A 20,492-nucleotide genomic window follows, 5' to 3' on the forward strand; every position below is an offset into this window, starting at 1 on the left:
CTGCATCACAGATCGTCCGGCCAGGGAAACTGCGATGCTGTTAATGAAGGCCTGCCATAAAATTCCGCCAGGGCGGTAATAAAACGCGCGGGACGGTCGGGAATGCCCGACGTCAGATAGCTCATGACCTGAGCATGCACTTTACGCTGGAACGCAATGCGATCCGGCTCACAATCCCCGTTGAGATTGTCACAACTCACGTTGAAGGGAAAGCCTGCCGCCGTACAAAACATCCACTCCAGCGCCTGTGGCTTCACTTCCACCGCTTCAAACTGACTCTGGGTCAGCGCATCGCGGCCATCCGGACAGTACCAGTAGCCAAAATCGACCAATTTGCGGCGCGCTTCACCGGCGATGCACCAGTGAGAGATCTCATGCAAGGCGCTGGCGTAGAAGCCGTGAGCAAAGACCACACGATTCCACGGCGATTCGGCATCAGCAGGAAGATAGATCGGTTCATCATCGCCTTTAATTAGACGGGTCTGAAATTCATCGCTGAAACAGCGATCAAACAGCGTGATCAGCTGTTCATAATGATGAGTCGGGTTCATGACGGTATCAGGTTTTAGGTTACGATTGCAGCGTGGCAAGCCAGGCCATAACGGCGCTGCCATGGCTGTCCCACAGTAATTTAATGCTCATGACGGCAGACACAATCACCACCATCGGGCGGATAAGCTTCTGTCCGCGGCTCAGCACCAGTCTTGCGCCCAGACGCGCGCCGCAGAAAGCGCCGAGCATCATGATCAGGCCGGTTCCCCACACTACTTTGCCGCCGAACATAAAGAACAGCAGGCTGCCGAGGTTCGAGGTGAAGTTGAGGACCTTGGCATGGGCGGTCGCTTTGGCAAGGTTGTAGCCGCAGAGCGTGACGAAAGCCAGCGCATAAAAAGATCCTGCGCCCGGTCCGAAAAATCCGTCATAGAATCCCACGGCCCCGCCGCCGACCAGGGCAAAGGCCAGACCATGCAGACGGCGCGCGCGATCCACTTCGCCGAGTCGCGGCATCAGCAGGAACCACAGACCGATAGCGATTAAAAACAGCGGCAGCATCTGGCGCAGGAAATCCGCCTGCAGGCGCTGAATCAGTATCGCGCCCAGCACGGAACCCAGCAGCGTCATGGCAATGTTCAGCCACTGTTCATTCAGATTGACCGCACCACGCCGGATAAAGTAGAGACTGGCGGAAAACGATCCGCCGACCGATTGCAGTTTATTGGTCGCCAGCGCCTGGGCCGGAGAGAGGCCCGCCGCCAGCAACGAAGGTACCGTAAGTAATCCCCCGCCACCCGCGATTGAATCAATAAAACCGGCGAGCATGGCGATTAAAAACAGCAGCCCGACGAGCAGCGGGCTGACCACAAACCAATCCATGGAATCCCTTACAGTAGATGTTTATCCAGCAGGGCCTGACAGGCAGGCGGTAATGGCGGCGGCTCACGTTTCACCGGCGCGCCCGAACCAGGCTGTTTCGGCAGGAACCAGCTCTGCAGCTCTGCGCCGCAGCCATCGCCAGCAGGCGGTGCGGGCTGATCTTCACAGCCAATACTGCCCGCCGGGCAGCGCAGGCGCACATGCATATGGGCCCGGTGAGCAAACCACGGGCGCACTTTACGCAGCCAGTCACGATCGTTACCCGCATCGGCACAAAGCTGCTTTTTAATCGCCGGATTGACGAAGATCCGTGTCACATCATCATCTTTGGCGGCCAGTTTAATCAGGCTATCAATTTCTGGCTGCCAGTGGCGCGCAATCACATTTTTGTCACCCGGCCCGACCAGATCGAGCGGCTGCGGCTTCAGCAGTTGCTGGGCGCTCCAGCGGGTTTTCGGCAGTTGCAGCCAGATATCGACATCCAGCCCGGTCTGATGGCTGGCGTGACCGCTGCTGAAACGTCCGCCTGCTGCCATGCCCATGTCACCAATCAGCACGTTGCCCAGTTGCAGGTTATGCACCTGCGTACTGAGACGCTGAATAAACTGAATCAGATCGGGATGACCAAAGTAGCGCCGCTGATCCTGACGCATCACCTGATAGTGCGGTGAATTCAGCGGCAGCGCCTCGGCGCCAACAATACAGCCGTTGGCAAAGCCGCCGATTGACTGCGGTGCGCCGGTGATCGGCTGCTGGATGCGTTGCCACGGCGTCGCCGCCAGGCTGGAGGCGCTGATCAACAGCGCACTCAGAGTAAGCAGAAGAGCCTTCATGGCATCACCAGCGCGGTACGGAGCTGTTAACGTCACCGTTCTGCGCCCGCTGGCGCAGCAGATGATCCATCAGGACGATCGCCATCATCGCCTCGGCGATCGGCACTGCGCGGATCCCGACGCAGGGATCGTGGCGGCCTTTGGTGATCATCTCCACTTCTTCGCCGTCGCGGGTAATAGTTTTACCCGGCACGGTGATGCTGGAGGTTGGTTTCATCGCCAGATTGGCGCTGATGGTCTGGCCGCTGCTGATGCCGCCCAGAATGCCCCCGGCGTGGTTGCTCTGGAAACCATCGTGGCGGATCTCGTCGCGATGCTGACTGCCGCGCTGGTTAACCACCGCAAAGCCGTCGCCGATTTCAACGCCTTTAACGGCATTAATACTCATCAGCGCATGCGCCAGATCGGCATCCAGTCGGTCAAATACCGGCTCGCCCAGGCCTGGCGGCACGTGATCTGCCATGACCGTGACTTTAGCGCCAATGGAGTCGCCCTCTTTTTTCAGGCCGCGCATCAGTTCATCCAGCGCCTCCAGCTTGTCCGCATCCGGGCAGAAGAACGGATTCTCTTCCACGATGCTCCAGTCTTTCAGCTCACAGGCGATGTCACCAATCTGTGACAGATAGCCGCGCACCACGACACCGTGTTTCATCTGCAGGTATTTCTTGGCAATCGCACCGGCCGCCACGCGCATCGCGGTTTCGCGCGCCGACGAGCGTCCACCGCCACGGTAGTCGCGCTGACCATATTTCTGCTCGTAGGTGTAATCAGCATGGCCCGGACGGAAGAGATCTTTGATAGCGCCGTAATCCTGCGAACGCTGATCGGTATTTTCAATCAGCAGGCCAATCGAAGTACCGGTAGTCACACCCTCAAAGACACCGGACAAAATTTTCACCTGATCCGGCTCGCGGCGCTGCGTGGTATAGCGCGATGTGCCAGGACGGCGGCGATCAAGATCATGCTGAATATCCGCTTCGGTCAGCGGAATACCTGGCGGCACACCATCAACGATACAGCCCAGCGCAAGCCCATGGGACTCGCCAAAGGTAGTTACTCGAAAAAATTGTCCGATGCTGTTTCCGGCCATGCTGTTTCCTTCTCAGGGTTCGGCGGGCGATGCTTCGCCCCACTTTTAGTCTTTGTAAAAAGAGAAATGGTGTTTTGCGTCGACAATCTGCTGGCGCGTCAGCGTAAAGACGCCATCACCGCCGTTGTCGAATTCCAGCCAGGTAAAGGGCACGTCGGGATACTGCTCGATCATGTGCACCATGCTGTTGCCCACTTCGCAGACCAGTACGCCCTGCTCGCTGAGATAATCCGGTGCACAGGCCAGAATGCGACGCACCAGCTTCAGGCCGTCGCTGCCTGCCGCCAGCCCGAGCTCTGGTTCGTGGCGATATTCGTTCGGCAGATCATCCATATCTTCCGCATCAACATACGGCGGATTGGTGACGATCAGATCATATTTCAGCGGTGGCAATTCGCGGAACAGGTCAGCGCGAATCGGCGTAACCTGATGAATCAGACCATGTTCTTCAATGTTCTGCTCGGCAACCGCCAGCGCACCGGTAGAGATATCCACCGCGTCCACTTCCGCTTCCGGGAAGGCATAGGCGCAGGCAATCGCGATGCAGCCGCTGCCGGTACACATATCCAGAATATGATGAGGTGGCGTGCTGACCAGACCGGCAAAGCGGTTCTCAATCAGTTCGCCAATCGGTGAACGCGGCACCAGCACGCGCTCATCAACAAAGAACTCGTGGCCGCAGAACCAGGCTTTATTGGTCAGATAGGCGACCGGAATGCGCTCGTTAACGCGACGAATGACGCGCTCAACGATCAGAAGACGTTCGCTGGCGGTCAGACGCGCATTGCGCATATCTTCAGGAATATCCAGCGGCAGCCAGAGTGACGGCAGGACCAGTTGAACGGCTTCGTCCCAGGGATTGTCTGTGCCATGTCCGTACCAGATTCCGGCAGCGGAAAAGCGGCTTACCGCCCAGCGCAGCATGTCCTGAATGGTGTGCAGCTCGTTCACTGCCTCATCGACGAAAATTTTGTCCACGTAGCCCTCCGCAGGCCTTTTGCTAAATCGGCCAGTAGTGTGCCATGAAGCCGGGGAGAATTCAGCGCAGCGAGGTGAAAAAGCTGACATTTAATGACGCTTAACGGTAAGGTATCGGCTCTGCTGTGTGACAGCCTTTTCTGATATGACTGACCTGCCATGAGTAAAAAAACACCACTAAGCCCGGATGACCAGGCGCTGTTTCGCCAGTTGATGACGGGTACACGCCAGTTAAAACAGGACACGTTTGTCCACAAAGCGCCGGTTAAAACCCGCCACATCCCGGTAAAGCGTCTGCTTTCAGAGCAGGCGGACAACAGTCATTACTTTTCGGATGAGTTTCAGCCGCTGCTCTCAACGGAAGGTGCTACCCGTTATGTGCGCGCCGATGTCAGCCATTTTGAGCTGAAAAAATTACGTCGTGGCGACTATACGCCGGAGATTTTCCTCGATCTGCACGGCTTAACGCAGCAGCAGGCCAAGCAGGAACTGGGGGCACTGATCGCCGCCTGCCGCCGTGAACATCTGTTCTGCGCCAGCGTCATGACCGGTCATGGAAAGCATATTTTGAAGCAGCAGACGCCGCTGTGGCTGGCCCAGCATCCGTGGGTGATGGCTTTTCATCAGGCACCCAAAATGTTCGGCGGTGACGCCGCGCTGCTGGTTTTGATTGAGATTGAGGAGTGGCAACCGCCTGAATTGCCCTGAGAAGGGCCGGAATGATCGGCCCACAGACGTCAGATTGCTTTAGCCAGCTTTTTGGGACTGACCTGCCACAGCAGTTTACCGGCACTCGCTGCGGGATCGAATTCCACGCAGGCAATAGCGGAAGTGGCGAACATTGGCGGTGCTTCCTGCGGGCACAGTTCAGAGACTAAATACCCCACCAACGGTAAATGTGAAATCACCAGAGCCGATTTCACGCCTTCATTCGCCAGGGCCTGCAGATAGCACCCGACCATCTCCGGATCGCCGCCCGGCGTTAATTCCGGCAGAACGTCCTGGCTTTCCGGCAGGGGAAAGGCTTCACGCACGGTCGCGAGCGTTTGCTGCGCGCGTAAATAGGGACTCACCAGGACACGCTCAATGTCCGGCGTCTGGCTGTTAAGCCAGTTGGCCATCTGACGTGATTCATTGCAGCCACATAAGGTTAAAGGCCTGACTGAATCACTGGCTGCTTCCAGAGCCGCATCGCCGTGACGCATGATAAAAACTTGCATAAAGCACCGCTGTTGTTTGTCGACATCGCCCGACGCGTAGCGCCTGACTCTTCACTCTGCGAATGAACGCTGTGTTTTACCCTAATGGCTTTAGTATAGTCAACCGGTTGTTTATTAAATAAGCACTTCTCAGAATCATGCTGCGCCGCACACTCTGGCGGCGCTTTTCTAAGCCGCTGAATCGGATTGGTTATTCCATTTTCAGCAGAAATGTAAAATTTCGTCTATTTTGCAGCCGCCTGAATCAGCGCCTCACAGGGTGTGAATCGTTCGCCATGCTGCTGCGCAAGCCGGGTTAATCTGTTGACCACTTCCGCCGCGCCCAGTTTGTCCATGTAGTGGAACGGGCCGCCTAAGAAAGGCGGAAAGCCGATGCCAAACACCGCACCGATATCCCCATCGCGGGCGCAGCGAACCACCTGCTCATCAAGACAGCGAGCCGCTTCGTTCAGCATCATCAGCACGCAGCGTTCAGCAATCTGCGCTTCACTCTGCCTGGCCTGCGGCGAGACTTTCAACAACGTATACAGCGAAGCGTCCGGTTTTTTACGCTGCCAGCGCGGCTGGTCATAGCGATAAAAGCCTTTACTGTTTTTACGCCCCTTGCGGCCATCTTTCAGCACCGCATCAAAAGCAGCGGGGGCGGCAAAGCGTTCACCATAAGCCTGATACAGGATGGGGCTGATTTTGCTGCCAACGTCGATACCGACCTCATCCAGCAGCTGAATCGGGCCGACCGGAAAACCAAACTTCACCAGCGCCCGATCAATATGGTCAATCGGCTCGCCCTCCAGCAGGCAGCGCATCGCTTCATTTATATAGGGCGTCAGGATGCGGTTAACATAGAAGCCCGGCTTGTCCGCCACCACAATCGGAGTTTTACCCTGGCTGCGCGCCAGCGCCACAATCGTCACCAGCGTCGCGGTAGAGGTATTCAGATGAGGAATCACCTCCACCAGCGGCATTTTCTCTACCGGACTGAAATAGTGCAGCCCGATGACGTTCTCAGGACGCTGGGCGCCGGCGGCGATCGCCTCAATCGGCAGCGAAGAGGTATTTGAGGCAAACAGCGTATGCGGCTGACAGTGGGCCTCCACTTCGCTGACCATCTGCTGCTTCAGGGCTAAATCTTCGAATACGGCTTCAATTACCACGTCGTGCTGTGAGAAGCCCTGATAATCGATGCCGCCCGTGATACGTACCATTTGCTGCTGACGCTGTGCCGGAGAGAGCTGGCGGCGTTTAACCTTTTTGCTCAGCAGTTCCCAGCTGGTTTTCAGCGCATGGTTCACCCCTTCCAGGCTGATATCTTTAATGCGTACCGGCAACCCGGCATTGATTGCGGTGACGCTGGCGATGCCGCCGCCCATCAGGCCGCCGCCGAGGATACCAACACGCTTAACGGTGCCGGGTTCCGCTTCACCGCCCCGCTCCTTTTTCATGGCCGTAGTCGCGAAAAAGATCCCGCGCAGCGCAACAGATTCTGGCGTCATCGCCAGCTCACCAAAAGCGCGTGCTTCAGCCTCATGTCCGGCCCGACTGCCCTGCTCCAGCCCGATGCGTACCACCTCAATAATGCGTTTTGCTGCCGGATAGTTACCCTGCGTTTTGGCTGCGGTCTGTCGGGTCGCCAGCGCAAACAGCGCCTGACGGCCAACCGGACCCTGCAGCAGACGATCGCGCAGCGGCAGCGTTCGTCCACTAACCTTGCCCTTTTTCACCCGGGCAATGGCGGTCTCCAGCAGAATCGCCTGCGGCACCGCGTCATCGACCACGCCCAGCTTACGGGCCTGTTTCGCCCGCAGAGCTTTGCCGGTCAGAATCAGTGGCAGCGCCTGCTGCACGCCGATTAAGCGTGGCAGCCGCTGAGTGCCGCCAGAGCCTGGCAGTAAGCCGAGTTGCACTTCCGGCAAACCGAGGCGGGTTTTATCATCCAGCGAGCAGATACGGGCATCACAGGCCAGCGCCAGTTCCAGCCCGCCACCGAGGCAGGTGCCGTGGATTGCCGCGACCACCGGGAACGGCAGCGCGTCGAGCGCAGCCATTACTTCCTGGCCCTGTTTTGCCAGCGCTTCGGCTTCCTGCGCGCTCTTACAGCGGTCAATCATGCTGATGTCTGCGCCCGCGATGAAGTTGTCCGCTTTGCCGGAAATCAGCACCAGGCCAGCCAGTTGCGGATCGCGTCGCGCTTCCGCAATGATGGCGGTGATCTGCCCGGCAAATTCCGCTTTCAGGGTGTTCATCTTCTCACCAGGGACATCGATCGTAATGATGCCGACGTGATCCAGTCGCATCTTCAGATGAAACGCATTCTGCTCCATTATTCGGCCTCCAGAATCATTGCCGCACCCAGGCCGCCTGCCGCGCAGGCCGTGACCAGTCCTAACCCGCCACCGCGACGGCGTAATTCATTCAGCGTCTGGGTGATCATGCGCGCACCCGTGGCGGCAAAAGGATGACCATAGGCGATCGATCCGCCCAGCACGTTAAAGCGCTCTTCATTCACTTCGCCTAGCGCATGTGGCCGATTCAGCACCTCACGGGCAAAGCGCTCGTCGCGAAACATGTGCAGGTTGCTCAGCGTCTGGGCAGCAAAAGCTTCATGCATATCGATCAGCGTCAGATCGGCCAGGGTTATGCCGGCGCGATCCAGTGCCAGTGGTGAAGCGTAAGCCGGGCCCAGCAGCATATCCTGCTGCACACCAATGGCGGTAAAGGCGTAGCTGCGCAGATAGCCCAGCGGCCTGATGCCCAGTTCACGGGCGCGGCCCTCGCGCATCAGAATCACTGCCGCCGCGCCGTCGGTGAGAGGCGTGCTGTTGGCCGCGGTGACGCTGCCGTGCTGGCGATCAAATGCCGGACGCAGTCGGGCGTAATCCTCCGCTTTGGCGTTCATCCGCACGTTATTGTCCTGATCGATGGCGCTTTTCCACGGCGGCACAAAGGCTGCCATGACTTCCTGATTCAGTACCCCGGATTGCCAGGCCCTTGCGGCATGCTGATGGGATCGCAGCGCCAGCGCATCCTGTGCTTCGCGCGTGATGCCGTGACTCTTAGCCATCTGCTCCGCAGTGTCGCCCATGCGCAGGCCGGTCGAATACTCCGCCACTGCGGGCGGGACCGGCAGCAGATCACGCGGACGCAGACGCCGCAGGATGTGCAGTTTTTGACCGAAGCTGCGGGCTTTATTGAGATCCACCAGCGCGCGGGCCAGCGTTTTACTGACCCCAATCGGCAACACCGACGAAGAGTCTGCGCCACCGGCGATACCAGCAGAGATGGTGCCCGCCAGCAGACTTTCTGCCACATTCGCTACCGCCTGAAAGCTGGTGGCGCAGGCACGGCTGACGCTGTAGGCATCGGTATGCACACTCAGCCCGCTGCTTAATACAATTTCACGCGCAATGTTCGGCGCTTCCGGCATCTGCACCACCTGCCCAAAGACCAGTTGCTCGATCACCTCAGCCGGCAGTTCACTGCGCGCCATTAATTCGCTGACCACCATACGTCCCAGCTCAATGGCGGGAATGCCATGGAAGCCGGTCGCCTGGCGTAAGAAAGGGGTGCGTAATCCGTGGGTTATTGCGATGCGTTCACCATCACGCGTCAGCAGCGGCTGCGCTTTGCTCATTGTTCTCACCTGTGGCTGGGACTGTGGCATCATTGCCTGAAGAGGTCTGACCTGATCAGTGTTAACCACAAGCGGGTGAGCCGCCAATATCGGAAGGGAAAAAGTGCGAAGGGAAACACGAAAATGAAAAACGCCGCAGTGACGCGGCGTAATGGGACTTAACGCAAACCGAGCTGAAAAATCATGGTTTCAGCCTGGCAACTGAAGGTGAAATCGATATCCAGCTGCACTCCCTGATCCACTTCGCTGAAGCGCGATTCAATCAGACAGGGTTCTGATTCAACCTCGCGGGCACGTTCGGTCAGTTGCGCTAATTTCGCTTCCGCATCGGCACGCTGAGCAAACCATTCTGACCAGCTGGCGGTGCAATCGGTGTTATCCATTACCGTGCCGACATCAACACAACAACAGGCTGCGGTTTCGGTCGCACTGCATTTTTTAATGGCATCAGTCATTTCATTCTCCAGACCAGCAATTGCATAGGTTGAGCGATTTTATGGACGAAATCTTACCTGCTCGCTGAAAGATGCGCCACGCACCTGTTGCTAAGTGACGAATATCACAATAAAAATTGATCCAGAACAAACTGGAATGGTTATGCTGTCCAGGATCAGGGGCTTTTTGTTATGCAGATCGAATTTTAAGCGATCAAACCTGAAATATTTTAAAAACAATATTGCAACATGCACACAGGTCGGACCTATACTCTCCGCACTGGTCTGATATGTGCGCTTTACATCAGTCCCTACAATCCGCCGTCCTTTGTTACGCGACGTTATAGCGTTAAATAATAATTCACATGAGGTTGTGGTCATGAACCATAAAAACCTGTTTGCAAAGTCAGCCGTGGCGGCTGCAGTGGCGCTTGTCTCTTCCCACGTTTACGCTGCTGGGTTTCAGTTAAATGAATTCTCTTCGATTGGTTTAGGTCGCGCATATTCAGGCGAAGGGGCAATGGGTGATACCGCGGCGTCTGCCAGCCGTAACCCGGCGACAATGGCGTTAATGGATCGCCCGGAATTTTCTATCGGGGCTGTCTATATTGCGCCGGATGTAAATATCAGTGGTCGCAGTCCCAGTGGCCGCAGCCTGGATGCGAATAATATTGCCCCTAATCAGTGGGTACCCAATATTCATTACGTCCAGCCCATCAACGATCAGTGGTGGATTGGCGCCTCTGCAACCTCAAACTACGGCTTAGCAACAGAGTTTAATAATGGCTACACCGCTGGCGGTTACGGCGGTAAAACTGACCTGATGACCGGCAATTTAAATCTCAGCACCGCTTATCGGTTTAATGAACATTTTAGTGCAGGCATCGGTTTTGATGCGGTTTACGCTAAAGCCAAAATTGAGCGTTATGCCGGTGAGTCAGGCGCGCGGCTGGGGGTTCCGGCTGATACGCAGGTTGCCCATCTGAAAGGCGATGAGTGGGGCTACGGCTGGAATGCTGGCATCCTGTATGAAGTGGATGAAAATAACCGCTTCGGCTTTACCTATCGTTCAGAAGTGAAAGTTGATTTTGATGGCGATTACAAAAGTAATCTCTCATCCCGGCTGAATGCGGTGAATAATCCAGAAGTGTCAGGCGTACCTTTTGGCACCAACGGCACCACCGTTCCTGGCGCGTTAACGCTGAATCTGCCAGAGATGTGGGAAGTGTCAGGCTGGCATAAAGTGGCCCCGCAGTGGGCGGTTCACTACAGCATGGCTTACACCAGCTGGAGCCAGTTCCAGGAGCTGAAAGCCACTGGCTCTAACGGCCAGACGCTGTTCTATAAAGATGAAAGCTTCCACGATGCCTACCGCATTGCACTGGGCACAACCTATTCCTACGACAAGAACTGGACGTTCCGTACCGGTATTGCGTTTGATGACAGCCCGGTTCCGGCCGATAAGCGCTCTATCTCCATCCCGGACCAGGATCGTTTATGGCTGAGTGCCGGTACTTCTTACGCCTTTAACGATGATGCCTCGGTTGATTTAGGCATCTCTTACATGCACGGACAGAAAGTGACGGTGAAAGAAGGTCCTTATACCTTTACCTCTGAAGGCAAGGCCTGGCTCTACGGCGCGAACTTTAACTATAAGTTCTGACTAGATGATACGATCAAAAAGGGCGACTCTGGTGAGTCGCCCTTTTTTGTGGCCGTGGATCGCTTAATGGCTCAGCGAGCATACGCGCTGCGCAAAGAGGCAAAAACCGCCATCTCTGGCTGCTCAGCGCGGGCGATTACTCGGCGTCAATATCCTTAAGGTCATCCTGAATCGCGGCTGCGTTAGGATTATCTTCCGGCTTGAGCTTGCCGCCGCGCGCCAGGAAGTCGTGACGCTGGAAGTAAGCGTTACGGATGAAGGCGTACGGATCGCTCTGCTGTTTCAGGATTGCATCAGAGTCCAGCAGCTGCGCGCGGGTCTCAATCCCTTCAAGCGTCCATTTACCAATCGACATTGGCCAGGTCAGCCAGCCAAGGATCGGATAAAGCGTATCAACGTAGTCGCCGCCATCCTGACGCACCGTGAAGCTGCCGTAAGCAGGCAACTCAACGTAAGGCCCGTAGCCGACGCCATAGTGACCCAGCGTGGTACCGAAACGGTGCGGCTCTTCACGCGCCAGTTCCGGATTCGCTTTACCGGCAACGTCAATGAAGCCGCCCAGTCCCAGCACGCTGTTCAGGAAGAAACGGGTGAAGTGAATACCTGCATCACGTCCGTTACCGATCAGGATGGCGTTGACCATGCTGGCAGGTTCTTCCAGGTTGCCGAGGAAATTGCTCAGGCCGGTACGTGCCGGCACCGGCACATAATCACGCCAGGCCACAGCGACCGGACGCAATACATACGGATCCAGCACGTTGTAGTTAAAGTTAAACATCGTGCGGTTAAAGCCTTCGAACGGATCGCTGCGCTGAGCAGGATCGCTATTCGCCGGCTTTGAACTGGCACAACCTACCAGAAGGACGCTGGCGACAGCCAGGCTGGTCAGGCGATAATTCATTCCAATCTCCCTGTGCGGATGAAAAAGGTCTACCCATCGTTCAGGTCACAGCCCGGTATCGTATCGACTTACCCGATGAGCATAGCTGACTTTGTGCCAGAGGCAGCAGGCAATGGCACGCATCATCCTGAACGCGGTCAGTTGATGCGTTCAGGGAAGCTGCTGATTAATCTCTACCGCGATCGGCTGATGCCCATCCCAGGGCGTCACTGCGCTCAGGCCCAGCCAGTCACCCGGCCGGGGATTGGCGCTTCCGTCGCGGGAGATTCGCACCCGGACCTCGACCTGATGCTGCGCCGAAAGCAGGCGATCCGGCATCATGGCGTTGCTGTCATCCAGCGTCAGCGACAACGGGAAGTGACTGAGCGGCATCCGCTTAACAGCCACCGGCACCGGTGAAGCACCGTCAGAAACCGAAATATACAACACTCCGTCCTGCGGTAACATTTTTTCTGCCTTAGGTGCCAGCGTCACGGTCAGTGCCAGTTGACGACTCTGTTGCCCGGCGGCACTTCTGGCCTTTTCGATGCTGCGGGCGATCATCGCCTGTCGCGAATCACCGGCCGGCAACAGACCCAGCAGGGTCTGCCATGCGTCGATAGCCTGATCATATTGCTGCTGTCCGTAAGCATTAAATGCCAGCAGGCTCAGCGTACGCAGGTTTTGCGGATCCGCTTTAAGCAATGCCTGCAGCAGCAGTGACGCCTGACGGTTATCCTGCGGATCGGGGGATCGCGTCAGGACTTCGGCATAATCCTGTTTTAGCGCCAAATCGTTGGGAGCAAGCTGTAGCGCATGCTCAAATGCCTGGCTGGCGATGTCGGCATTATTCAGCACCATGCCGAGCCGTCCCAGCATCGTCCAGTCAGCCAGATTATCCGGTTCAGTTTGCAACGCGGTACGCAATCCGAGCTGTAAACGCGCCAGCTCCTCCATGCTCAGCGGTTTAGCGCCAGGGTCCATCAGTCGGGCACGCAGCTCAGGATACGCCTGCTGCACCTGCTTCCAGCCCGTGAGCTGTGCCAGGCCACCGGTTTTCAGGTAAGTTCCCAGCGATACCCCAATCAGCACGATCAGGCCCGGCAGCAAAATCCAGCGGCTGCTGCTGTGTGATTTCATCGTCTGTGTCGGTGGAATATCCGCCAGCAGTGTCTGCTGTAACTCCCGCTCCATCAGTGGACGCTCAGTGACGACGCCCTGATCTTCGTCCTGTGCCAGCTCATCTATCCGCTGATGGTAGAAGCGCTGATTAAGGCGATCGCGATCGCCTGTGCTGGCCTGTCGTTGCCGCCAGCCCGCCGCCAGAAACAGCGTACAGGCCACCAGCAGTAACAGAAAAAGGGTAATCCAAAATGCACTCATTACGGCTTCCTGTCTGACTTCAGTAGCGCATTAAGACGCTGTTGCTCATCTTCATCCAGCTCGCTGCGGGTTTTGCGCTGACGGCTGCGCAGGATAATCACCGCGCTGCCCAGCAGCGCAAACAGCGCCGGACCAGCCCACAAAACCAGGGTTGAGGGCGTGACCGGTGGCGAATAGCTGACGAAGTTACCGTAACGCGCCACCATATAGTCGATGATCTGCTGGCGACTCTGGCCCTGCTTCATCAGCTGATAGACTTTCAGCCGCATATCGGCGGCAATCATGGCGTTTGAGTCGGCGATGCTGTTGTTCTGACACTTCGGACAGCGTAGTGAAGCGGTCAGGTCGCGGTATTGTTCTTCCTGGGCCACCGAGTCAAATTGCAGCGTGTCGATGCTTGCCCATAGGTTGATGCTGAACAGCAGGCCGCAGAGCAGTAACAGCGTTCTCATGATCCCGCCTCCGCACTGTATTTCACCCACAAGGGTTTCACTTCCTGATCCCAGACGCGCGCATTGAGATCGCCCGCGTGGCGATAACGGATGATCCCCTTACCGTCGATCAGAAAAGTTTCCGGCGCGCCATAGACGCCGAGATCCAGTCCCAGCATGCCGTTGCCATCATAGAGGCTCAGCGCGTAGGGGTTGCCCAGCGTATTCAGCCAGTTAACTGCCTTGTGACGATCGTCTTTGTAGTTCAGCCCGACGACGCGAATGCCCTGCTCCGCCAGCGTATTCAGATACTGATGCTCGGCGCGACAGGTCGGACACCAGGTCGCCCAGACGTTCAGCAATATCGGTTTACCATCTGTCAGCACGCGCTGGTCGTAGGTTTTGCCTGGCTGATCGAGTGCTTCCAGCCGGAACAGCGGCACCGGCTTGCCGATCAGAGCGGATTCGAGACGGGTCGGATCGTCGCCATCGGCATTACGTGTCAGCTGCCACAGCAGCGCCGCCGCCAGCAACAGAAACAGCATCAGGGGAATAAACAGGATTTTTTTGTTCATGTCCGCTCCTCAATTCCCGCTTTTTTGCGCGAGCGATAACGGGGATCAAACAGGCAGAACAGCCCACCCAGCGCCATCAGCGCGCCACCGAACCAGATCCAGCGGACAAAGGGTTTGTAGTAGATGCGCACGGCCCAGCCGCCATCCTCCAGCTCTTCGCCCAGCGCCGCATAGAGATCGCGGCTGAAACCCCCATCAATCGCCGCTTCGGTCATCATGGTGCGGGCGGCCGTATAAAAGCGTTTCTCTGCCTGCAGCGTCGCTTCATGTTTGCCGTTGCGCGTGACATCGATGATGCCCATGCCGCCGCTGTAGTTAGGCCCCTGCAGATTCTGCACGCCGCGGAAGACAAAGTGATAGTGATGAATATCGATGCTATCACCCGCCTTCATCCGCACATCGCGTTCCACGCTGTACTGGGTGCTGAATGCAATACCGATCACCGTCACCCCTACCCCAAGATGGCCCAGTACCATGCCCCAGTGACTGCGCGACAGGTGACGTAAACCGGCAAAGAACGGATGACGGTGAGTGGCGCGCTCATGCAGTTCCAGCAGCGTCAGCACGATAATCCAGAGTGACATCAGCAGGCCAACCACGGTCATCGCCTCAATGCGATCCTGCAGCCACCAGGGAATGATGACGGAACAGGCCAGGGTCACGATCAGCGCCAGCGCCAGCCGCTTTGCCAGCTTCTGCGGCTCATCGCGACGCCAGCGCACCAGTGGCCCGATCCCCATCAGCAGCGCAAACGGCGCCATCAGCCAGCTGAACATGGTGTTGAAGAACGGCTCACCGACCGAAATGCTGCCCAGGCCCAGTTGCTTGTGCACCAGCGGCAACAACGTGCCGAGCAGAACCACCAGCATCGCGGCAATCAGCAGCACGTTATTACTCAGCAAAAACGATTCGCGCGACCAGGTTTCATTCTGCACCCGGCCACGTACCTGCCCGCCTTTAATAGCGTAGAGCAGGAGCGAACTGCCGATAACAATCACCAGAAACGCGAGGATAAACATCCCGCGTGCCGGATCCGAGGCGAAGGAATGCACCGACACCAGCACCCCGGATCGCACCAGGAACGTCCCCAGCAGGCTCAGCGAAAACGCGGTAATCGCCAGCAGCACGGTCCAGGCCTTAAAGGTGCCTCGCTTTTCCGTGACCGCCAGCGAGTGCATCAGGGCGGTACCTGCCAGCCACGGCATAAACGACGCATTTTCAACCGGGTCCCAGAACCACCAGCCGCCCCAGCCCAGCTCGTAATAGGCCCAGGCCGAGCCAAGGACAATACCAATCGTCAGAAAGACCCAGGCCGCCGTGGTCCAGGGACGCGACCAGCGCGCCCAGGCCGTATCCAGCCGTCCGGCCATCAGCGAGGCGATAGCAAAGGCAAACGCCACCGAAAAGCCGACATAGCCCATATAGAGCAGCGGCGGATGGAAGATCAGGCCGATATCCTGCAGCATCGGATTCAGGTCATGCCCGTCTATCGGGAAGTCCGGCAGCGTGCGGCCAAATGGATTCGAGGTCAGCAGGATAAACAGCAGGAAGCCGAGATTGATCATACCCATGACCGCCAGCACGCGTGCCAGCGCATCCTGCGGCATACCGCGACTGAATATCGCCACCGCCAATGTCCAGGTGCTGAGCAGCAACACCCACAGCAGCAGCGATCCTTCATGCGCGCCCCAGGTGGCGGCGATGCGATAATAAACCGGCAGCAGGCTGTTGGAGTTTGTGACGACGTAGGCAACGGTAAAATCGTTGCTGATAAAGGCCCAGACCAGCAGCGCGAAAGCCGCCGCGATGCAGATAAACAGACCGCAGGCCAGCGGACGCGCCATCGCCATCAGGCGGGCATCCTGGCGCACTGCGCCCCACAGCGGATAGCTGCTCAGCAGCAGGGAGAGTCCCAGTGCCAGGCAGAGCAGAAAAGTACCAATCTCGGGCATCATGATGATTTATTTCCCGCCTGATACAGCGACTGCGGGCCGGTGTGATTACTCTTCATCGCGTCTTCAATCTCCGGCGGCGTATATTTCTCATCATGTTTCGCCAGGACTTCTTTGGCGATCACCTGGTTGCCCGCCGCCAGCACGCCCTGCGCGACGACGCCCTGCCCTTCACGGAACAGATCCGGCAGGATGCCTTCAAAACTGACGCTAACCACGCCGCGGGCATCATAAAGTTTGAACGACACGGCAAGCGTATTCGGATCGCGCCGGACACTGCCGGGCATCACCATGCCGCCGACGCGCAGCCGCTGACCCGCTTCGGGCTTCTCGTGCGCTTCGCCTTTGCCGTAGAGGATTTCACCTGGGGTATAGAACAGATCGATGTTTGAGCGCAGCGCATACATCACCAGCGCGGTGGCCAGGCCGAGGCCGAGCAGAATCGCCACTGCCGCATAGAGGCGGTTGCGTCGACGGGTATTCACAATGTCTCTCCTGCCGCTTCAGCCGCGGCTTTTTTAGATTTCGCTGCCCGGATGCGGCGTTCCCGCGCGTCGCGCTGGCGGATCTCAGCCAGCAGGCGGCGGCGCAGCAACAGGGTATGCAGCGTCAGCCCGACAAGCGGAATCAGCGTGCAGGCAACCGCCAGCCAGACATAGAAGGCGTAGCCCCCCATCTCAAAGAAGGCGTGCCAGGAGGAAAAGGCGGGTGTCATGCCTGCTCTCCTCGCTTCGCCACATCAATCGCCCAGGGACGATGACGTTCGGTTAACAGAATCAGGTTGCGCAGCCGCATCAGGGTCAGCGTGATAAATACCAGCAGATAACCGATGATTGCCCAGCGCAGCGGTGTTCGCATCACTGGCGCAATCGCCTGCTGGAGAATGCCCGACGAGCCCTGATGCAGGGTATTCCACCACTGCACTGAGAAGTGAATGATCGGCAGATTAACTACGCCGACCAGGATGAGAACACCCGCGGCCCGGCCTGCGGTGCGGCGGTCATCAAAAGCGTGCCAGAGCGCAATCACGCCCATATAGAGGAACAGCAGCACCAGCTCCGAAGTGAGGCGCGCATCCCAGATCCACCAGGTCCCCCACATCGGCTTACCCCATGCGGATCCGGTGACCAGCGCAATAAAGGTAAAGACCGCGCCCACCGGTGCCATGGCGGCGGAAACCAGATCGGCCATTTTCATCTGCCACACCAGACCGATAAAGGCGGCGATGGCCATCGAGGCATAAATGCCCATCGACCACATCGCGGCGGGCACATGAATGTACATGATGCGGAAACTGTCGCCCTGCTGATAGTCAGCGGGAGCAAATCCAAAGCCCCAGGCCCAGCCCAGCAGCAACGCCGCCAGTCCTGAGATGGCGAACCACGGCACCAGTCGCCCCGAAAACTGATAGAGCCGTTCGGGCCTGGCCAGCTGATGTAACGCTTTCCACATATCAAATGCTCACATTAACGATAAAAGAGTGTTGCCGCGTCTTTTACGCGCGGTTATTTCAACGGCTGTTATTGCAAAGTAATTCTTAGCGCTGCCGCCGTGGCAAACGGGGAGAGCGTGGCGCTGCCCAGCAGCATCGCGCCGAGAATCGCCAGATAGCCATTAATCGGCAACCCCTGACTGGCCGCCTCCATCGCCGCACTGGCGAAGATCAAGACCGGAATGGCCAGCGGCAGCACCAGCAGGCTAAGCAGTACGCCACCGCGCCGTAAACCCACCGTGAGACCTACACCAATCGCGCCGAGAAAACTCAGGGTTGGCGTGCCGAGCAGCAGTGTCAGGGCCATCGCCCGCCAGCCATTAAAATCCAGTGACAGCAGCAGCGCGGCCAGCGGCGACAGGATTATCAGCGGCACGCCTGTGACCAGCCAGTGCGCCACTACTTTACCGATAACCGTTACCGGGAGCGGCGTCGGCAGCAGTACCAGTTGCTCCAGCGAGCCATCGCTGAAGTCATCGCGAAACAGCCGCTCCAGCGCCAGCAGCGACGCCAGCAGCGCGGCAACCCAGGCTATGCCCGGTGCAATGCGCGCCAGCTGTTGCGGGTCAGGTCCGATGCCCAGCGGAAACAGGGTAATAACAATCAGGAAAAACCAGAGCGGATTGACTACATCCGCCCCGCCGCGAAAGGCGATGCGCAATTCACGCTGGATGAGGCGAAACAGCATCAGCCTGCCTCCCCGTCGCCGAGGCGAATTTTACGCACCCGCGCAGCATCCGCGGGCAAATCCTGATGGGTTGTCAGGATCACTGCGCCACCGTTATCGGCATGCCGGGCGAATTTCGCCATTAATTTTTTAACACCCGCTTTGTCGATGGCGGTCAGCGGCTCGTCGAGAATCCATATGCGGGCCTGGCTGAGCCACAGACGCGCCAGCGCTACCCGACGCTGCTGGCCCGCCGATAACCGGCTAACCGGCACCTCTTCGTCGCCCGTGAGATCGACGCTTTCCAGCGCAGCAAAGATCTGCGCATCACTGCAATCAGGATGGTAGAAACGCAGGTTTTCCAGCGGCGTAAGCACGCCTTTGACACCGGGATGATGGCCCAGATAGAGCATCGCCTGATGCCAGGCTTCGCGCTGCCGCAGGATTGGCCGCTGCTGCCAGCGTATTTCACCCTGTTCAGGACGGCTCAGGCCAGCCAGCAGCCGCAAGAGTGAGGTCTTACCGGCACCATTTGGGCCTTCAATCTGCACAATGTCGCCTGCAGAGACGCGAAATGAGAGCTGCCGGAACAGCGCACGTTCGTCGTATGCACAAGTGAGCGTAATGATTTCCAACATCGAGGGGGGAATCGCACCAGCCAAAAGTGGCCGGGATATTACCACAATGTTGCTGTGGGCCGAAGTGTGAGCCACCGCTCAGTTTCGATGCCATGGGTTTATTCGTGCGGTATCACCCGCAGTCTGAATAAAAATGCAGTTCCGAAAAACGTTGTTACGCTTATTCGCATCGATCGTTACATTATCGGCAAATAAAAAACGGCTACGCTTATTACGCGACAGCACTATCACCAGGAGAAAATATGAAGCCTTCATCAGGTAATGAACAGGGTCCTAACGACGTCGAGAGTGAAGAGAAGGATAAGGGCACTGACATCGAAGTCGATGAGGAGGCTTTACCCTCCCGCGCCGCCGCCATCCATGAAGAGATCCGCCAGGATGGGGAGAAGGAGCTGGAGCGCGATGGTATGGCGCTGCTCTGGTCAGCCATTGCGGCGGGCTTATCCATGGGCGCCTCGCTGATGGCGAAGGGGATATTTCAGGTGCATCTGGATGGCGTACCAGGGGCGTTTCTGCTTGAAAACCTGGGTTATACCTTTGGTTTTGTTATCGTCATCATGGCGCGTCAGCAGCTGTTTACCGAAAATACCGTCACGGCAGTCCTGCCGGTGATGCACAAACCGACCTGGAGTAATGGCGCCCTGCTATTACGTTTATGGGGCATCGTCTTGCTGGGTAACCTGATCGGGACGGCACTGGGTGCGCTGGCGTTTAATGAGATGCCGATATTTGACGAAGCTACCCGTCAGGCGTTTACCAACATCAGTATGAAGGTGATGGAAAATACGCCCGGCGAGATGTTTGCCAATGCGGTGATCTCCGGCTGGATTATCGCCACCATGGTCTGGATGTTCCCCTCGGCGGGGGGTGCCAAACTGCTGGTGATTGTGATGATGACCTGGCTGGTTGCGCTGGGCGATCTGGCGCATATCGTGGTGGGATCGGTGGAAGTGCTCTATCTGGTCTTTAATGGCAGCATCAGCTGGCATGAATTCTTCTGGCCGTTTGCCCTGCCGACACTGCTCGGCAACATTACCGGCGGCACGCTGATTTTTGCCCTGATCAGCCACGCGCAGATCCGCAACGACATGAGTGAAGCGGCCGTGGCTAAAGCGAAGGCTGAGAAGAAGAAGCAGGAGAAACGTCGCCAGCGTGAAGAGCAGGAAAAGGCTGAGTAAATCCAGGGCAGACAGAGCAGATTGAACCGCTCTGTCTGCCTTTCTGGTCTGTTTGCTGAAGGCGATTTGCCAG

The 20,492-nt window shown here is 57.5% G+C and carries 22 protein-coding genes; 3 read left to right on the forward strand and 19 right to left on the reverse strand.

Annotation, left to right across the window (positions count from 1 at the left end):
- Window positions 1-5: 5 nt before the first annotated feature.
- Genes HFD95_RS09535 through prmB form a run of 5 tightly spaced genes read right to left on the reverse strand, consistent with a single transcriptional unit; the run spans window position 6 to window position 4,275 of the window.
- Window positions 6-551, reverse strand: coding sequence for an elongation factor P hydroxylase (locus tag HFD95_RS09535; protein WP_122458001.1), 546 nt, complete (start codon window positions 549-551; stop codon window positions 6-8).
- 19 nt (window positions 552-570) lie between these two features.
- A complete protein-coding gene (locus HFD95_RS09540; protein ID WP_010257955.1) occupies window positions 571-1,374 on the reverse strand; it encodes a sulfite exporter TauE/SafE family protein in 804 nt (267 codons plus the stop codon).
- Window positions 1,375-1,382: 8 nt separating this feature from the next.
- Complete coding sequence (gene mepA, locus HFD95_RS09545; protein ID WP_010257953.1) at window positions 1,383-2,207, reverse strand: penicillin-insensitive murein endopeptidase; 825 nt, start codon at window positions 2,205-2,207, stop codon at window positions 1,383-1,385.
- Between the two features lie 4 nt (window positions 2,208-2,211).
- Window positions 2,212-3,297 (reverse strand): chorismate synthase, encoded by a 1,086-nt coding sequence (gene aroC / locus HFD95_RS09550; RefSeq protein WP_010257950.1) that lies wholly within the window; start codon window positions 3,295-3,297, stop codon window positions 2,212-2,214.
- Window positions 3,298-3,342: 45 nt separating this feature from the next.
- Complete coding sequence (gene prmB, locus HFD95_RS09555; protein WP_010257947.1) at window positions 3,343-4,275, reverse strand: 50S ribosomal protein L3 N(5)-glutamine methyltransferase; 933 nt, start codon at window positions 4,273-4,275, stop codon at window positions 3,343-3,345.
- Between the two features lie 159 nt (window positions 4,276-4,434).
- On the opposite strand from prmB, the gene smrB reads away from it, so the two are divergent.
- Window positions 4,435-4,983 (forward strand): endonuclease SmrB, encoded by a 549-nt coding sequence (gene smrB / locus HFD95_RS09560; RefSeq protein ID WP_010257944.1) that lies wholly within the window; start codon window positions 4,435-4,437, stop codon window positions 4,981-4,983.
- A gap of 29 nt (window positions 4,984-5,012) precedes the next feature.
- Here smrB and sixA read toward each other — a convergent pair whose 3' ends face one another.
- The 4 genes from sixA to HFD95_RS09580 form a co-directional block, all read right to left on the reverse strand.
- Window positions 5,013-5,495, reverse strand: a complete 483-nt coding sequence (sixA, locus tag HFD95_RS09565) for a phosphohistidine phosphatase SixA (protein ID WP_010257941.1) — start codon at window positions 5,493-5,495, stop codon at window positions 5,013-5,015.
- A gap of 224 nt (window positions 5,496-5,719) precedes the next feature.
- The gene (gene fadJ / locus HFD95_RS09570; RefSeq protein WP_167430172.1) at window positions 5,720-7,816 is read right to left on the reverse strand and encodes a fatty acid oxidation complex subunit alpha FadJ; all 2,097 of its coding nucleotides are present in this window, start codon (window positions 7,814-7,816) and stop codon (window positions 5,720-5,722) included.
- Window positions 7,816-9,126 (reverse strand): acetyl-CoA C-acyltransferase FadI, encoded by a 1,311-nt coding sequence (gene fadI / locus HFD95_RS09575; protein ID WP_033767497.1) that lies wholly within the window; start codon window positions 9,124-9,126, stop codon window positions 7,816-7,818. The genes fadJ and fadI overlap by 1 nt, the downstream gene beginning before the upstream one ends.
- Window positions 9,127-9,284: 158 nt before the next feature.
- On the reverse strand, window positions 9,285-9,581 hold the full coding sequence (locus HFD95_RS09580) for a YfcZ/YiiS family protein (protein WP_010671435.1): 297 nt from the start codon (window positions 9,579-9,581) through the stop codon (window positions 9,285-9,287).
- A 358-nt stretch (window positions 9,582-9,939) separates the two neighbouring features.
- Between HFD95_RS09580 and fadL the strand changes: the two genes are divergently transcribed.
- Entirely contained in the window at window positions 9,940-11,223 is a 1,284-nt protein-coding gene (gene fadL, locus HFD95_RS09585; protein WP_010671434.1) for a long-chain fatty acid transporter FadL, read from the forward strand.
- Between the two features lie 136 nt (window positions 11,224-11,359).
- Here fadL and mlaA read toward each other — a convergent pair whose 3' ends face one another.
- The 10 genes from mlaA to ccmA all read right to left on the reverse strand — a co-directional run bounded on the left by mlaA (window position 11,360) and on the right by ccmA (window position 19,241).
- On the reverse strand, window positions 11,360-12,124 hold the full coding sequence (gene mlaA, locus HFD95_RS09590; RefSeq protein ID WP_010257927.1) for a phospholipid-binding lipoprotein MlaA: 765 nt from the start codon (window positions 12,122-12,124) through the stop codon (window positions 11,360-11,362).
- 150 nt (window positions 12,125-12,274) lie between these two features.
- On the reverse strand, window positions 12,275-13,486 hold the full coding sequence (ccmI, locus tag HFD95_RS09595) for a c-type cytochrome biogenesis protein CcmI (protein WP_064690263.1): 1,212 nt from the start codon (window positions 13,484-13,486) through the stop codon (window positions 12,275-12,277).
- A complete protein-coding gene (locus HFD95_RS09600) occupies window positions 13,486-13,938 on the reverse strand; it encodes a cytochrome c-type biogenesis protein (protein ID WP_181955260.1) in 453 nt (150 codons plus the stop codon). The genes ccmI and HFD95_RS09600 overlap by 1 nt, the downstream gene beginning before the upstream one ends.
- Window positions 13,935-14,492 (reverse strand): DsbE family thiol:disulfide interchange protein, encoded by a 558-nt coding sequence (locus tag HFD95_RS09605; RefSeq protein ID WP_010257920.1) that lies wholly within the window; start codon window positions 14,490-14,492, stop codon window positions 13,935-13,937. Before HFD95_RS09605 ends, HFD95_RS09600 begins: the two co-directional genes overlap by 4 nt.
- Window positions 14,489-16,447, reverse strand: a complete 1,959-nt coding sequence (locus HFD95_RS09610) for a heme lyase CcmF/NrfE family subunit (RefSeq protein WP_167430173.1) — start codon at window positions 16,445-16,447, stop codon at window positions 14,489-14,491. The genes HFD95_RS09605 and HFD95_RS09610 overlap by 4 nt, the downstream gene beginning before the upstream one ends.
- Window positions 16,444-16,929, reverse strand: a complete 486-nt coding sequence (gene ccmE, locus HFD95_RS09615) for a cytochrome c maturation protein CcmE (RefSeq protein ID WP_010671430.1) — start codon at window positions 16,927-16,929, stop codon at window positions 16,444-16,446. The genes HFD95_RS09610 and ccmE overlap by 4 nt, the downstream gene beginning before the upstream one ends.
- A complete protein-coding gene (ccmD, locus tag HFD95_RS09620) occupies window positions 16,926-17,159 on the reverse strand; it encodes a heme exporter protein CcmD (RefSeq protein ID WP_010257916.1) in 234 nt (77 codons plus the stop codon). The genes ccmE and ccmD overlap by 4 nt, the downstream gene beginning before the upstream one ends.
- The gene (locus HFD95_RS09625; RefSeq protein ID WP_010257913.1) at window positions 17,156-17,896 is read right to left on the reverse strand and encodes a heme ABC transporter permease; all 741 of its coding nucleotides are present in this window, start codon (window positions 17,894-17,896) and stop codon (window positions 17,156-17,158) included. Before HFD95_RS09625 ends, ccmD begins: the two co-directional genes overlap by 4 nt.
- 68 nt (window positions 17,897-17,964) lie before the next feature.
- Entirely contained in the window at window positions 17,965-18,624 is a 660-nt protein-coding gene (gene ccmB, locus HFD95_RS09630; RefSeq protein ID WP_031590560.1) for a heme exporter protein CcmB, read from the reverse strand.
- Complete coding sequence (gene ccmA / locus HFD95_RS09635; RefSeq protein ID WP_022625094.1) at window positions 18,624-19,241, reverse strand: cytochrome c biogenesis heme-transporting ATPase CcmA; 618 nt, start codon at window positions 19,239-19,241, stop codon at window positions 18,624-18,626. The genes ccmB and ccmA overlap by 1 nt, the downstream gene beginning before the upstream one ends.
- Before the next feature lie 242 nt (window positions 19,242-19,483).
- On the opposite strand from ccmA, the gene HFD95_RS09640 reads away from it, so the two are divergent.
- Window positions 19,484-20,419 carry a formate/nitrite transporter family protein gene (locus tag HFD95_RS09640; RefSeq protein ID WP_033788160.1) on the forward strand — a complete coding sequence of 312 codons (936 nt, stop codon included), beginning with the start codon at window positions 19,484-19,486 and terminating at the stop codon, window positions 20,417-20,419.
- Window positions 20,420-20,492 lie beyond the last annotated feature (73 nt).

Source organism: Pantoea sp. EKM10T (genome assembly GCF_011800685.1).
Taxonomy (GTDB): Bacteria; Pseudomonadota; Gammaproteobacteria; order Enterobacterales; family Enterobacteriaceae; genus Pantoea; species Pantoea agglomerans.